The organism is Shewanella amazonensis SB2B, assembly GCF_000015245.1.
In the GTDB taxonomy this organism is placed as follows: Bacteria; Pseudomonadota; Gammaproteobacteria; order Enterobacterales; family Shewanellaceae; genus Shewanella; species Shewanella amazonensis.
Genome location: NC_008700.1, coordinates 2,443,295 through 2,458,252 on the forward strand (window position 1 = coordinate 2,443,295; position 14,958 = coordinate 2,458,252).

Here is a 14,958-nt window from a genome sequence, read left to right on the forward strand (position 1 = left end):
GGTTCCCAGCACGACAAATGACTGTTATCGTGTGCTGGCCCGGCGACATTCGCTGGCATGGCTGCATCACACGCTCAAAGGAGTTTTCGAGTGTCTCCCAATACAGACAAGATGTTTATCGACAAGGAGCTTTCCTGGCTGTCTTTCAACGAACGAGTGTTGCAGGAAGCCTGCGACCCCGAAGTGCCTCTTGTTGAGCGGATCAGGTTCCTGGGGATTTTTTCCAGCAATATGGACGAATTCTTCCGGGTGCGGGTCGCATCTGTTCGCAGGGGCATTTTGCTCTCCAGCCTGCAGGATGGCCGTAACAACAGCCGTCACCTGATGGCAAAAATTCAAACCCGTGTGCTCACCCTGCAGGAAAGATTCGACATCATTTATGGCGAATTGATGCGTGAGCTGGTGCGGCGCAACATACTGCTTATCAATGAATCTCAGCTGAGCGACTTTCAAAGCCAGTGGCTCAAGTCGCACTTCCGCGACCAGTTAAAACGCCATATAGCGCCCCTTATCGTCAGTAACCACAGGGCTTTGGTCAAACATATCACCGATAACGCCACCTACCTTGCCGTGTGCTTACACAGTAAAGACCGCAGGCAATATGCATTGGTGGAAGTGCCGACCAAAAACGTTCCTCGCTTTATCGAATTGCCCACTGAAAAATCCAAGGCGAAAAAGCACCTCATTCTGCTTGATAACATCATTCGCCACTGTCTGAACGACCTTTTTTCGCCGTTTTTCGAGTACGAGAGCATAGATGCGTATTCGATGAAACTGACCCGCGATGCCGACTTTGACGTGATTGACGAACTGGACCAAAGCCAGCTGGAAAAAATGACCCGCGGCCTGAAAAAACGCCTCACCGCCGAGCCGGTGCGCTTGGTATACGACAAAGACATGCCAGAGCACATGCTGGTGATGCTTAAAGAGCAGCTTGGGATCAGCTCCACCGAGTGTCTGGTACCCGGTGGCCGCTATCACAGCTTTAAAGACTTTATCGCCTTCCCAAACCCGGGTCGCAAGTATCTTGAAAACGACAAGATTCACGCCCTGGACAGCGCCGGCTTTCAGCGCTGTGGCAACAGCTTCGATGCCATCGCCCGCGGCGACATTATGCTCAACTACCCCTACCACAAGTTTTCACACTTCACCGAGCTGGTGCGTCAGGCGGCCTTTGACCCCGCGGTGAAATTCATCAAAATCAATCTCTACCGGGTGGCGAAAAAATCGCGGGTGATGCAGTCGCTGATTGATGCGGTGAAAAACGGTAAACAGGTGACGGCAGTGATTGAGCTACGGGCCCGTTTTGATGAAGAGCACAACATCGAATGGACCCGCATACTGGCAGAATCCGGCGTCAAGGTACACCATGGGATCCCAAGCCTGAAGGTACACTCCAAGCTCTGTCTCATCGGCCGAGAAGAACACGGCGAAACCCGCCTCTACTGCCACGTGGGCTCGGGTAACTTCAACGAAGGCACCGCCAAGGTATATACGGATTTATCCCTGTTTACCGCCAATCAGGAAATCGCGCGCGAAGTTGAGCAGGTATTTGATTTAATTGAGCATCCATACCGGCGTGATAACTTCAAACACCTGATTGTCTCCCCCTTCGATGCCCGCCAGAAACTCATCTCATTGATTGAGGATGAAATCCTCAATGCCCGAATGGGCGGCAAGGCCGGGATCACATTGAAACTCAACAACCTGGTCGATGAGCAGCTTATCGGCAAGCTGTACGATGCCTCCATGGCCGGGGTGAAAATTCGGCTGATCATTCGCGGTATGTGCTCATTGGTGCCACAAATTCCCGGGATCAGTGACAATATCGATGTCATCAGTATTGTCGACAGGTTCCTGGAGCACTCACGGGTCATGCTGTTTCACGCCGGTGGTGAAAATAAACTCTTCCTCTGCTCTGCCGACTGGATGAGCCGCAATATTGACAGCCGTATCGAGGTAACCACACCGATTTACGACCCTCAGTTGAAACAGATGGTGATGGACATATTGGCCCTTCAGCTATCGGACAATACCAAAGCCCGAATAATCAACAAAGAGCAGAGCAACCCCTACCGTCACCGGGGAAATAAACGTAAAGTACGCTCCCAATTGGCGATATACCAGTATCTTTGCCACTATGAAAAACTTCTCAAGGCGCGTATCGACGCCGAGGCAGAAGCCTTAAAGAGCGAATCCGCGCCGATTGCAGAGCAAGAAGATAACAGGGATCTGCCGGTCACCAGCTGATCCACGAGGGAGAAACAGCTTGTCATCATCAAACCAGCGACACTTCGTTGCTATCGATATGGGTTCGAACAGCTTCCATTTGATGATTGCCCGTGAGCAAGACGGCAGTTTGCAAATTCTGCATAAAGAAAAAGCACAGGTACAGTTGGCTCAGGGCCTGAGTCCGGAAGGCTATTTATCCGATGAAGCCATCGGTCGGGGCCTCGAGTGTCTGCGCAATTTCAGTCAACGGTTTTCAGGCTTGTGCGAAACCCAGGTGAGACTGGTAGCAACCCACACCCTGAGGGTCGCCCGCAATCGAGACAAATTTTTAAAAGCGGCACTGACGGTGATCCCCTATCCCATCGAGGTGATTTCCGGCCACGAAGAAGCGCGACTTATCTATTCGGGCATCGCCCAAAGCCAAGTGCTCGCCAAACATAACCTGATTATCGATATCGGCGGTGGCTCCACCGAGGTGGTGATTGGTGAAAAGAATCAGCCTGTAATGCTCTCAAGCCTTCGTTGTGGTTGCGTGAGCTATAACGAGCGCTTCTTTTCCGATGGTCAGCTCACCCTAAGTGCCTTTCGCGCTGCGCAAACTGCCGCCGATAAGCAGTTTTCATCACTCTCAAAAGACTATTTCGATGGTCGTTGGGACTTGGTGCTGGGCAGCTCGGGGTCAGTCAAAGCCATCTGTGAAGCATTGCTTGAAAGTTTTGGCGATGAAACTGTCACCCTGCCAAGGCTAAAAGAGCTGAAACTCAAGTTGGTCCAGGCAGGTCATGTGGATGCGTTGCAATTTACCAATATTGATAAAAAGCGCATCACTCTGGTGCCTGCCGGACTTGCGATTCTTATCAGTTTTTTCCGGCGACTTGCCATAGAACAGCTGGAGCCCACCCCTGCGGCGCTGCGGGAAGGCGTGCTGTACGAGCTTGCCCAAATCGACCAGTCACAGGATATTCGTCACCGCACGGTAGAGAGCATCGCCAACCTCTATCATGTGGATACCAAGCACGGTGCCAGGGTGCGTAACACCGCCATGGCACTTTTTGACAGCGTGGCCGACAGCTGGCAAATCCGTCCCTTTGCCCGGCTCCTGTCTTACGCCGCTTCATTGCATGAAATCGGCATTCACATCAATTCCCGTGCTTACCACAAGCACGGGGCCTACATCATCGCCAACAGTGACCTTCCCGGTTTCAGTCAGGACTTGCAGCAGGACTTGGCGATGTTAATCGGCAACCAGTGTAAAAAGCCGCAGTTTGATACCATCAATGCCCTGCCCGATGGTCGCCGTGAAGTACTGGTAAAACTCTTGTGTTTGTTGCGTCTTGCAATCCTGGTAAATCTCGGCCGGGTCGCCCGTTCATTGCGCCTGAGCTGCGCTGTATTGGATACCAATGAGTTGGCGGTTATCCCCGAGCAAAGCGCACGGGTTGATCTGCTGCTTAAAGATTTGAAACGAGAGAAGAAACATTTGGGCCAGCTTGGCCTTATTCTAAGACTGGACAGCGAGCTTCCCTCTCCCGCTGACGAAGACTGATACATCGCCTGTTGGTATAAAGGCTCGCCACGTACCAACTGACTTGCACTCCTCACGCCACTGGCCGGCAGGCGATTCCATACCAGACAAACATTTAACCAAAGCGCCCCCAACAGGCTCGGGTTGGTTCATCTGCAGCCCAGGGCCGAATGGGGACCTTTCCCACATTTTTACTGTTGTTATTGGTACTTCACCGCCAAAATCGCTACAATTTTAATCGGCGCACCAAACCTCAGGTAATAATCTTGGGGATGGGCGTTCAAAAGGTTTCACTGCGATGGGGTTGTGTATTGGCAAATACGTACATCGTCAGGTAAATTAGTGCGATAAAAACGGAACCTGCTGTTATTTTGGGGAAAACGCAAGAAGCGTCACCTTAACGGACTTGTTTTAAGGTATTGAGTATATGGAAATCACCATCTTGTTGCTGTTGCTGCTATTGGTAGCGCTGCATTGTCTTTTTGGATACAAGGCTCTGTGCAGTGAAGCCAAAATCAGTCAGGGGCAAAAATGCCTCTGGTGCGCATTGAGTCTTGGATTGGGTCCTGCCGGTTATTATTTTTATCAAGGGCTTATCCCCTGCGATATGCTTGGCAGAGATTAATCCTGTTGTACAAAAAAGCCCCGGGTTCCGGGGCTTTTTTGTTACAGATGGCTGTGTTCCAGCACCAGGTCCAAATCCACAGGTCGCTTGAGTACCGGCGCCTGGCCATCCGCCAGAGCCTGCTTATATGCCTGATTCATCTTGAGTGCAAGATAGAGGTCAGAGCGGATAAGCAACCCTCCTTCCCCCGTCGGTATGCCCTGCGCCTCACACCAGGACAACAACTGCCGCTTGCGGCCAGCCAAAATCAGCCGGATATGTCTGCGTTTCAGCAATGCATATAAGTCAGACAGCATGGCCATCACACTGATATCCGGGTGAGTAAAGCACGGCACCGCATCAATAATCACGCATTCAGGAGTTTCCGGCTCTGCGGCGATACGCTCCAAAAGACGTCGTTTGAAATAGCTGGCATTAAAGTAGGTCAACGGCGAGTTAAAACGGTAGATAAATACCCCGGGCACGGCCACGGCTTTGTCGCTGCCGTCGAGGCTTCGCAGCGTGCCCTTGGCATCGAGTCCAAGGCACTGGTCGCTCGGGCGCATAACCACCTGCAAAAACTGAAACAGCCCCAAGAGTACCGCCAGAGTAATACCGGGAATAACGCCAATCAGCAACACGGCCACAAAGGTGGTCATGGCCAGTAAAAACGCCCTTTGATCGCGCTTTCTGAGCTTCCACAGGGTTTTAAGATCCAGCAACGACCAGGATGCCACCACCAGCACAACCCCCAGCGCCGCCGAGGGAATAAAGGCCAGAGGCGCGGTAAAGAGCCAGGCAATTATGCCTATGATAAGCGCGGCAATCAGCGACACCAATTGCGTCTTGCCACCACTGGCGTCATTCACCGCCGTACGGGAATCAGCGCCGCTCACCGCAAAACCCTGAGACAATGCGGAGGCGATGTTGGCAATACCCAAGGCCCTGAATTCTTTATCAGGGTCAATATCATAGCCATTTTTTGCAGCAAAACTTCTCGCCGTGAGCATCATGCTTACAAAGCTGACCATGGCGAGGTTAAGGGCTGGCATGACCAATTCCCGGGCAATACCAATATCAAAGGCTGGCATCTGAAATGCCGGCATATTGATGCTTACATCCCCCACCAGCGCCACATCAAACTGCTCCAGATTTGCCGCCCATGCCACCAGAGTAGACACCACAATCACCAACATGGCGGCTGGCCAAGTGGGCCTGAAACGTTTAACCAAAAGGAAGATCAGCACGGCTCCCAGGCTCATCGCCAGGGTGGCCCAGTGAATTTGCGACAGATATCCGGGCGCGGCAGCGATACGGTCAAGCAAATAGCGCTCGTCAAAGCTGAAGCCGAGGATCTTTGAGGCCTGACCCACAATAATGGTGATGGCCACACCGTTTAACAGCCCCATTAAGATGGGTTTTGACAGAAAATCGGCCAGTACCCCCAATTTGAAACGACTGGCGATAAGACACCAGAATCCCGTCATGGCGGTCATGGTCATGGCCAGCTGCCAGTGTTTGATACTGTCGCCCGCTGCCAGCGGTGTCACCACAGCGGCCACCACGGCACAGGTGGCTGCATCGGGCCCCACGATTAACTGACGGGAGGTACCAAACAGGGCGTAAACCATCATGGGCAGCACACAGGAATACAGGCCCACCAGGGCGTTCACCCCAGTAAGCTGCGCATAGGCAATGGCCACCGGCAGCGCCACGGCACTCACAGAGAATGCCGCACGCACATCATCTTTGAACCATTCTTTGCGGTAGTCTTTAAATGATGCCAGACCCGGCATCAGGGACAACAAACGAGACACACAGACTCCTTTCGATTCATCCATTCCCTGCCTTATCGTTGAATTAGCTTAGTTTGTCTATCCCTGCCAGTAAAAATAAATCCATTGACTACATCAGTATCATTGGCAACGTCAGCAGCAAGGCCAGCGCCATCAGCTGGTTAAACGTACGCTGACGCCCCGGCGTGTGCAAAAAACGGCCAATGGCTTGCCCCAAGACCACCCAGGTAAAAGATGCCGGCAATCCAACTATGTTAAATACCAGCACCATCACCAGCGCACTGAGCCAGTACTGGTCTCCCGCGAGTGTAAAAGCGCTGCACAGTGTCATCACGGCGAGCCAACTCTTGGGATTGATCCATTGGAACATTGCCGCTTCCATGAGTCCCATGGGCTTAATCCGCTGGGATGCAGATTGCTCCGCGGTAGGCGCGGTGGCAATTTTAAAGGCAAGCCATAAAAGATACGCCAGTGACACGGTTTTAAGGAACTGATGCAGCAGCGGGAACCCTTCAAACAAGGCGCCGAGCCCAAGCAGCATGGCCAGATGCAGTGAGGTTGTGCCCAACCTTATCCCGACAATATGGCGAACACTTTGACGCACACCGAAGGTTGCCCCTGACTGGGCCAGTAACAGGTTGTTGGGGCCGGGGGTCATGGTCATAGTGGCGCAAAATACAGCGGCAGAGAGGGTCAATGCCGTCAGGGTCATTTCCATGAAACAAACTCCAAATTGTATGGATACAATAAAAGGGTGATTCCGAGCAATTATTGCCATACTATAGCCCCAACAAAACAGATCAATCGGAATATTGTCATGCGTACAATTTGGACGCCTACGCTGGAAAACTTCAGTGGCAGTAAGTATGAACAGCTGGCCAATGCCATAGGTGACGCCATTACCCGGGGAGAACTGGCGCCGGGTTCCAAACTGCCGCCTCAGCGCCGACTCGCCGATGCACTGGGCGTCACCCTGGGCACAGTCACCCGCGCTTATACCAAAGCCATTTATCGCGGTTGGGTGGAGGCGCGTGTAGGTGATGGCACTTATGTACGCATGGCGGAGCCCAAAAGCACGGGCCCCCTGGATTTGGCAACCTGCCAGCAGGCGGTAACCGACCAGGCCGCTTTCCTCGGAGAAGTGATGAGCCGCATGGGGCGCGACCCGGTTCGCTTGGCTGGTCTGCTTGATTACCACACGGCAAATCTTGAGGCGCAGCAAGAAACTGTGCTGACGTTTTTAGCCCGCTCCGGCGTCGATGATTTTGGGGGGAAGCTCGTTTTTACCCATGGGGCACAGCAAGGGCTGTTTGCCGCACTCGCGGCTATATGTGAACCTGGCGACTGGGTATTACATGAGGCCTGGTGTTATCCGGGGTTGAATCGCGCCGCCGAAGCCCTGAGCCTGAATCTGTGCGGCGTGTCATTACTGGATGATGGTCTTAATCTGGATGAACTTGCCGCCTGCATCGATAAACACAAACCCAAGGCCATTTATCTGACCCCTAACAGCCAGAATCCCGGCTGCATCGGCTACAGTGGTGCGCAGCGGCAACGCATTCTGGCCCTTGCCAGAGCCCACGACATCATCATTATTGAAGATGATGTGAATTACTGCACATCACAGGAGTGGAGCGCCCCCATTTGGCAACTGGCCGCCGATGCACAATCTGTGGTGTATTTGAGCAGTCTGTCGAAGCGGTTTGCCGGTGGTATTCGATTTGGCTTTATGTTGCTGCCCGCAAGATTGCAGCCCAGGGTCAATCGCATCATACATGCCCACTGCTGGATGGTGTCGCCGCTGCTGATTGAAATTGGCTGTGAACTTATTCGCTCGGGGGGCATTCACCAACACAGAGATGCCTGGATAGCCTCACTGCAACAGCGATTTTTGACCATGGCAGAGTCCCTCGATTTGGAGGCCAAAAGTCGGGGGCTCAACGGCCGCCTGACACTGCCAGAAGGTTTCAGGGCCAGTAATGTAATAGCGGCGCTTGCCGCCAAAGGCATACTGGCCCGCAGCCTCGCCGACTTTGGCGGACCGGCAAACGGGATCAGATTCAGCCTGGGTCGTATTCCACGGGGCGAAGAAGATGAGGTATTCGACAGGATACAAAGCACCCTGACCGACGTCCTCAATCAGGGCATTGCCGTGGTTTAAATGTACACCCCATGCAATGGCTGCGGACAAAGCCATTGTGAGGCAACAATTGCTTTCAATTGTCTCTCCCGGCGGTGCTGGCAGTTGCGGGCTCAGTCACCTAGGATCGGAGATTCGCCGCGGCTGGGGAGCCGCCGCACATAGCTTTATCGCCTGATTATTCATTTTCACCACGAGAGGTAACAGTGGGTTCACCGACAGAAGCGCAAGCACGCACATCAGGGCTCAACCGGGCCTTTTTAATTCCCTTGCTGGCCGCCATTGTGGCCATTACGCCGCTGGCCATTGATATGTATTTGCCGGCGATGTCGGTCATTGCGCTGAGTCTGGGCTCGGATGTTACCCATGTGCAGCAGAGTCTCAGTGTGTACCTTGCCGGATACGCCTGTGGCTTGTTGCTTTTTGGCCCAATGGCAGACAGATACGGCCGCCGTCCGCTGGTGCTGTTTGGTCTTACCGGTTTTGGGATTTGCAGCTTGCTCCTGTCCCATGTCAGCACACCCGACGCCTTTTTTGGGCTGCGTTTTGTGCAGGCCATGATAGGCTCGGCCGCCACTGTGGTGGTACCCGGCTATGTAAAAATTCTCTATGGGGACAATACGGCCAAGGGCATGTCCTATGTGAGCCTTATTATGATGCTGGCGCCCTTGATTGCCCCCAGTATCGGCAGCTTTATTCTTGGCTTCAGCCATTGGGAGATGATTTTCTATGTTCTCTCGGGCTATGCGCTGCTTGCGCTGACGTTGGTATATTTCGGCTTACAAATTCCTGAGGTAAAAACCGAAAAGCATCAAAGACCCGGTTTTATTGAAGCCTATCGCACCGTACTGACCCGCGCCGGAGTGAAGGGTTTTATCGCCAGCGGCGTACTCACCTCCTTCGCGTTTTTCTGCTACCTCACCGCCTCTCCCTTTGTGTTTATGGAGGTTTACGGGCTGGACAGTCAGCATTTTGCCATGGTGTTTGCATCAAATGTGGGCGCCCTGATGCTCGCCAATATTCTCAACTCCCGGATTGTGGGTCGTTTCGGCTCGCTGCGGCTACTTAGAGCCTCGACCCTGTGCGGTCTGGTATTCGCCCTGCTGCTGTGCGCCGCTAACACCATTGAACTGGGGCTGTATGGTACTCTGCTGACGCTGGTCCCCTTGATGGCTTGCCTCGGCATTATGTCGGTGAATGCTGACGCTATTGTGCTGCTCAAGTTTCAGCGGGAAACCGGCACTGCAACCGCCGTGATAGGCACCCTCAGATTTGGGATTGGTGCATTGGCCGGGCCTTTGCTGGCTGCATTTTACACAGGCACTGCCCTGCCATTTTCGGCACTGATGTTGTTTGCCGTACTGCTGGCCGGTGCCTGTCAGCACCTCGCCAGACGCACCTCGATTGAATAATCTGCAATTGCTTGCTTTCAGGCCAAATCCCGTACATCCGGCCTGAAAGCGATTTATTTACCTTATAATTCATTACTTTATAAACAAAATGCTTACACATCCCCGCACGCTAACGCCCGTCCTCTTTCCCCGCTGATGTTGAATTTTCTTTAAGTTCGTTGTTTTTTTTGAATTCAGGCTTGAATTTAACCAATCTTTTTTGAAAGATGGACGTCTGTCCGTCTGTGACAGTTGCCCAGCCCGCTTCACCCAAGTGAGCGTTTCTTACCGGAATCCGGGCAATTGAGCGAGTTTCTGGTACCCCAGGAGCTTGGTTTTAGAGCGATTACCGTCGCTGTAACAAGTACTGTTTACCGTAACGGTATCTTTTTGAGGATGCACGAATGGAAAAGCTTTCCGGCGCCAGCATGATTGTTCGATCCCTTATCGATGAAGGCGTAAAACACATTTTCGGTTATCCAGGTGGTTCTGTACTGGATATCTACGATGCCCTCCATGAAAGTTCAAATATAGAGCACATTCTGGTTCGCCATGAACAGGCCGCGGTACACATGGCCGACGGCTATGCCCGTGCCACAGGTGATGTGGGCGTAGTACTGGTAACCTCAGGCCCCGGCGCCACCAACGCCATCACAGGCATTGCCACGGCGTATATGGACTCGGTCCCGCTGGTTATCCTGTCCGGCCAGGTGCCTTCCAGTCTGATTGGCAACGATGCCTTTCAAGAATGCGACATGATTGGCATCTCAAGACCCATAGTGAAACACTCGTTTTTGGTAAAAGACCCCACTGAAATACCCGAAACCATTAAAAAAGCCTTTTACATTGCCGCTACCGGCCGCCCAGGCCCTGTGGTTGTGGACTTGCCCAAAGACACCCTGAACCCGGCGCTCAAGTTCGACTATGAGTACCCGTCAGAAGTGAAAATGCGCTCTTACAACCCCACGGTGACAGGTCATAAAGGCCAAATCCGCCGGGGTTTGCAGGCCCTCCTCAATGCCAAAAAACCGGTACTGTATGTGGGCGGCGGCGCTATTATCTCAAGCTGCGACAAGCAAATTCTGGCACTGTCTGAGCGTTTGAATATTCCAGTGGTCAACACCCTGATGGGCCTTGGCGCCTTTCCCGGCACCCACCCCAACAACATAGGTATGCTGGGCATGCATGGCACCTATGAAGCCAACATGACCATGCATAACAGTGATCTGATTTTTGGTATTGGGGTACGTTTTGATGACCGAACCACCAATAACGTGCAGAAATACTGCCCCAACGCCACAGTGCTGCATATCGATATCGACCCTTCATCCATCTCCAAGACGGTACAGGCTCACATCCCCATCGTAGGCAGCGCCGACAAGGTACTGGATGAGATGCTGTCGCTGCTGGACGGCGACACCGAAATGCGAAACGATGAAGGCGCCATCGACTGCTGGTGGAATGACATTAATCAGTGGCGTTCACGCAAGTGCCTGGCCTATGAGACCAACAGTGAAAAAATCAAACCGCAGCAAGTCATAGAAACCCTCTATCGCCTCACCAAGGGCGATGCCTATGTGAGTTCCGATGTGGGACAGCATCAAATGTTTGCGGCCCTGTACTACCCCTTTGACAAGCCAAGACGCTGGATAAACTCTGGTGGTCTGGGCACCATGGGCTTTGGTTTGCCCGCCGCCATGGGGGTGAAGATGGCGATGCCCGATGAAACCGTAGTCTGTGTCACCGGCGATGGCTCTATCCAGATGAATATTCAAGAGCTTTCTACCGCACTGCAATACGATGTGCCGGTAAAAATCATCAACCTTAACAACCGCTTCCTGGGTATGGTAAAGCAGTGGCAGGACATGATTTATTCAGGTCGCCACTCCCACTCCTACATGGACTCAGTACCGGACTTTGCCAAGATTGCCGAGGCCTATGGCCATGTTGGCATTACCATCAGCCGCCCGGAGGAGCTTGAGCCCAAGCTCGCCGAAGCCCTGTCGATGACTGACAGACTGGTGTTTGTAGACATTAATGTCGATGAAACTGAGCACGTTTACCCCATGCAAATTCGCGGGGGCGCGATGAATGACATGTGGCTGAGCAAAACGGAGAGAAGCTGATGCGCCGAATTATATCTGTACTTTTGGAAAACCAACCCGGTGCCCTTTCCCGTGTCGTTGGTCTGTTTTCCCAGCGTGGCTATAACATCGAATGTCTGACAGTGGCACCTACGGACGATGCTACCCTGTCGCGAATGAATATTACCGTGGCAGCGGATGAAATGGTGCTTGAGCAAATCGAAAAGCAACTGCACAAGCTGATTGATGTGCTCAAGGTCTCCAACATCACTGAATCGGCCCATATCGAGCGAGAGCTGGCATTGGTGAAGGTAAAGGCCCAGTCGGAAGTCCGTGAAGAAATCAAACGCAGCGCCGATATCTTCCGCGGCCAAATCGTGGATGTCACCGCCAGCCACTACACCATCCAGCTTGCCGGAACCACAGAGAAGCTGGACGCCTTTATCAACGCGCTGGCGGAAGTCACCAAGGTGGTGGAAGTATCACGCTCCGGTGTGGTGGGCCTATCCCGCGGTGATAAGTCCATGCGGGCATAACGTCGGAAGCGCCATACAGTAAAACGTAAAACGCCAGTCTCAGACTGGCGTTTTGTATTTATTGCGGCAGGTTAGGAACCAAACTGCACTGATTGCCTTATCACGACTTACTCGACATTTTCCAGCACGGGGCGTGAACCGATTTCAATCTTGCGAGGTTTCAGCGCTTCCGGGATTTCCCGCACCAGGTCGATATTCAGCAGGCCGTGTTCAAGATAGGCGCCAGTCACGGTCACATAATCCGCCAGCTGGAAGGTGCGCTCAAATCCGCGCTCGGCAATTCCCTGATACAGGTACTTGCGCTCTGAACCCTTGTCTTGCTTGTTACCTTTGACAACCAGCTTGTCGCCTTCGCTGCTGATCTCAAGCTCCTCCATCGAGAAACCTGCCACGGCCATGGTGATGCGATAACGGTTTTCACCGAGCAGCTCGATATTGTATGGGGGGTAACCATTGTTGCCATTGTTGGCGGCAGCATGTTCGGCCAATTGGGCAAGACGGTCAAAACCAATGGCACTGCGGTAAAGTGGGGTCAAATCGTAATTACGCATTCTTTATATCCTCATCATAAGCAATATAGTGAGCGGGCCGACCGGGTCGCACCCTGAGAAATAAGGTATCCCCGAAGGCGATACCTGAGCCCTCATCGAGCGGCTCTGAAACCTATTTGGGGTTTGGGGATTTAGAATTCAAGGCCATAAAATCAAAAAGCCGGCTTAGCCGGCTTTTTATTAACGAAACTACCTGAGGATTACTGAGCAGTCACTTCACAACCCAGTGGGCTGTTGGAGTTTTCGTAAACGATGTCACCCATAGGGTTGTAATCGGCGGCCTTGATGCTGCCCTTCTGCTTGAAGAAGTCGTACAGCACGTCGGCATCTACATAACCTGTTTGAACAGGCGCCAGTACTGGGTAGCCATCACCGCCAGCGGCGTTGAAGCTTGGAACAGTAAAGGTGTAAGAGGCACCGGCATCGTAACCTTTACCGTTTACATCGCTGATGGCCACGGTTTTGGCAGTACAATCCACTGTCATTTTCACACCGGTGATTTGAGCGTATGCACCTGAACCACGCTGCATAGAGGCAACGGCGCCCAGGTACTCAGTCAGCTCGGCGCCTGTCATGGTGCTTAAGGTCACCATGTTGCCAAATGGCTGTACAGTCAGTACGTCACGGTAAGAGATATCACCGGCCGCGATGGAGGCACGCACACCGCCTGAGTTCATTACACCCACGTCGGCATTCACTTTTACAGACTGTGCCATGGCAAGCAGACGGCCCAGGTTGGTTTGCTGACCACGTACCATAGTGCGATCGCCTTCCAGCTTATCGTCTGTGGTAGCAATCACTTCATCCAAAGAAGCCTGACCTTTATCCTGATAGTACTGCAGCAGCTCTTTCAGCTCGGCATCCGGGGTAATGGCATCACCTACCAGTACCTTACTCTTGTTGCCTGACTCATCCTCAACGGTTTTCTTCAGGTTAACCGGGATGAGCTTGTAACCAGCCAGGTGCAGTTCACCATTGAAGTATTCAAAGTCGGCACGGCCAACATACTTGCCCCACTCATGAGCCTGCATGATCCAGGTACCGTTTTGCTGATCAGGGGTACATTCATCACCCGCTTTGAAATCGGCGTAATTGTTGGTACCGGGCTCCATACACACTGGGTTTTGAGAGTGACCACCAATCACCAGTTGCAGATCGCCCTTGTTCAGGCTGCGAGCCATGGCCACATCGCCAGGAGCATTGCTGCCGTTTTGTGCATCAGCATAGTGACCCATGTGAGTCACGGCGAAAATCATATCGGCCTTATCGCCGTCTTTGATTTCCTTGATAACTTTGGCCACTTCTTCTTTTGGATCGGTAAAGGTCAGTTCACTGATAAATTCAGGATTGCCAATCTTGGCAGTGTCTTCTGTGGTCAGACCCACAACAGCGATACGGACACCGTTCACGTCGAACACCTTATAAGCATCGAAGTAGCGGGTACCATCGGCCTTGTAGATGTTGGCAGACAGGAATGGGAAGTCAGCCAGCTGGCGTTGCATATCAAGGATATTCAGTGGGTTATCAAACTCGTGGTTACCCACAGCCATGGCATCGTAACCAATCTTGGTCATACCGATAAAATCAGGGACTGCATCCTGCAGATCGGACTCGGGTACGCCGGTATTAATGTCACCACCGGAAAGCAGCAGCACTTCGCCGCCATTGCCTTCCACTTCACCGCGGATCTGGTCAATCAGCGCCTTACGGGCAGCCATGCCGTACTCACCGTCCTTGTTTTCCCAGAAACGACCGTGGTTGTCGTTGGTATGCAGCACAGTGAAGGTCTTACAGGCATCGCCGGCTTCAGCGCAGGTCGTTGGTACAACCGGCTCTTTCGGATCGGCATCCATACAGCCGGTTAGAGCAGCCAGTACCGCAGTGGCAAGCAATCCTTTCATCAGTTTATGTGACATATTATCAACCCCATGATTTTATTTATTTTAACCATCATCAAATGCAGACCAGGCACTTCGGCCTTTAGTCGCGCAACATAATAGCAATTTTGACGGGGAATTGTGGCAGAAATATGAATTTTCGTGAGCTAAATGTAGGTTTTCACAGCATTTTTACCAAGTGTTTGTTCAGCTGGCAGAACA

The 14,958-nt window shown here is 52.5% G+C and carries 11 protein-coding genes; 7 read left to right on the plus strand and 4 right to left on the minus strand.

Annotated features, from left to right (window positions below; translation table 11 throughout):
• The first annotated feature begins 90 nt into the window (after positions 1-90).
• The 3 genes from ppk1 to SAMA_RS10505 all read left to right on the plus strand — a co-directional run bounded on the left by ppk1 (position 91) and on the right by SAMA_RS10505 (position 4,382).
• Positions 91-2,250, plus strand: coding sequence for a polyphosphate kinase 1 (gene ppk1, locus SAMA_RS10495; protein WP_041409814.1), 2,160 nt, complete (start codon positions 91-93; stop codon positions 2,248-2,250).
• Positions 2,251-2,308: 58 nt separating this feature from the next.
• A complete protein-coding gene (locus tag SAMA_RS10500; protein WP_157608394.1) occupies positions 2,309-3,778 on the plus strand; it encodes a Ppx/GppA phosphatase family protein in 1,470 nt (489 codons plus the stop codon).
• 406 nt (positions 3,779-4,184) lie between these two features.
• The gene (locus SAMA_RS10505) at positions 4,185-4,382 is read left to right on the plus strand and encodes a hypothetical protein (RefSeq protein ID WP_011760126.1); all 198 of its coding nucleotides are present in this window, start codon (positions 4,185-4,187) and stop codon (positions 4,380-4,382) included.
• A 41-nt stretch (positions 4,383-4,423) separates the two neighbouring features.
• Here the strand turns inward: SAMA_RS10505 and SAMA_RS10510 are convergent, their stop codons facing one another.
• Entirely contained in the window at positions 4,424-6,202 is a 1,779-nt protein-coding gene (locus SAMA_RS10510) for a SulP family inorganic anion transporter (protein ID WP_011760127.1), read from the minus strand.
• A 64-nt stretch (positions 6,203-6,266) separates the two neighbouring features.
• Positions 6,267-6,875, minus strand: a complete 609-nt coding sequence (locus tag SAMA_RS10515; protein WP_011760128.1) for a LysE family translocator — start codon at positions 6,873-6,875, stop codon at positions 6,267-6,269.
• 99 nt (positions 6,876-6,974) lie between these two features.
• Here SAMA_RS10515 and SAMA_RS10520 point away from each other — a divergent pair, with 99 nt between their 5' ends.
• The 4 genes from SAMA_RS10520 to ilvN all read left to right on the plus strand — a co-directional run bounded on the left by SAMA_RS10520 (position 6,975) and on the right by ilvN (position 12,308).
• The gene (locus SAMA_RS10520) at positions 6,975-8,318 is read left to right on the plus strand and encodes an aminotransferase-like domain-containing protein (protein WP_011760129.1); all 1,344 of its coding nucleotides are present in this window, start codon (positions 6,975-6,977) and stop codon (positions 8,316-8,318) included.
• Positions 8,319-8,503: 185 nt separating this feature from the next.
• Positions 8,504-9,709 (plus strand): multidrug effflux MFS transporter, encoded by a 1,206-nt coding sequence (locus SAMA_RS10525; RefSeq protein WP_011760130.1) that lies wholly within the window; start codon positions 8,504-8,506, stop codon positions 9,707-9,709.
• Between the two features lie 383 nt (positions 9,710-10,092).
• Positions 10,093-11,814: an acetolactate synthase 3 large subunit gene (locus tag SAMA_RS10530; protein WP_011760131.1), complete on the plus strand. Its 1,722-nt coding sequence runs from the start codon at positions 10,093-10,095 to the stop codon at positions 11,812-11,814.
• Positions 11,814-12,308 (plus strand): acetolactate synthase small subunit, encoded by a 495-nt coding sequence (ilvN, locus tag SAMA_RS10535; protein ID WP_011760132.1) that lies wholly within the window; start codon positions 11,814-11,816, stop codon positions 12,306-12,308. Before SAMA_RS10530 ends, ilvN begins: the two co-directional genes overlap by 1 nt.
• 107 nt (positions 12,309-12,415) lie before the next feature.
• Here ilvN and SAMA_RS10540 read toward each other — a convergent pair whose 3' ends face one another.
• On the minus strand, positions 12,416-12,859 hold the full coding sequence (locus tag SAMA_RS10540) for an Hsp20 family protein (RefSeq protein WP_011760133.1): 444 nt from the start codon (positions 12,857-12,859) through the stop codon (positions 12,416-12,418).
• 200 nt (positions 12,860-13,059) lie between these two features.
• Positions 13,060-14,775 (minus strand): bifunctional UDP-sugar hydrolase/5'-nucleotidase UshA, encoded by a 1,716-nt coding sequence (ushA, locus tag SAMA_RS10545; protein ID WP_011760134.1) that lies wholly within the window; start codon positions 14,773-14,775, stop codon positions 13,060-13,062.
• Positions 14,776-14,958: the final 183 nt, after the last annotated feature.

What these genes read in the sequence shown, in the direction of transcription:
- SAMA_RS10500 (WP_157608394.1), top strand. Translation starts at nt 2,309, where the DNA reads ATGGGTTCGAACAGCTTCCATTTGATGATTGCCCGTGAGCAAGACGGC.
- SAMA_RS10505 (WP_011760126.1), top strand. Translation starts at nt 4,185, where the DNA reads ATGGAAATCACCATCTTGTTGCTGTTGCTGCTATTGGTAGCGCTGCAT.
- SAMA_RS10510 (WP_011760127.1), bottom strand. Translation starts at nt 6,202, where the DNA reads ATGGATGAATCGAAAGGAGTCTGTGTGTCTCGTTTGTTGTCCCTGATG.
- SAMA_RS10515 (WP_011760128.1), bottom strand. Translation starts at nt 6,875, where the DNA reads ATGGAAATGACCCTGACGGCATTGACCCTCTCTGCCGCTGTATTTTGC.
- SAMA_RS10520 (WP_011760129.1), top strand. Translation starts at nt 6,975, where the DNA reads ATGCGTACAATTTGGACGCCTACGCTGGAAAACTTCAGTGGCAGTAAG.
- SAMA_RS10530 (WP_011760131.1), top strand. Translation starts at nt 10,093, where the DNA reads ATGGAAAAGCTTTCCGGCGCCAGCATGATTGTTCGATCCCTTATCGAT.
- ilvN (WP_011760132.1), top strand. Translation starts at nt 11,814, where the DNA reads ATGCGCCGAATTATATCTGTACTTTTGGAAAACCAACCCGGTGCCCTT.
- SAMA_RS10540 (WP_011760133.1), bottom strand. Translation starts at nt 12,859, where the DNA reads ATGCGTAATTACGATTTGACCCCACTTTACCGCAGTGCCATTGGTTTT.
- ushA (WP_011760134.1), bottom strand. Translation starts at nt 14,775, where the DNA reads ATGTCACATAAACTGATGAAAGGATTGCTTGCCACTGCGGTACTGGCT.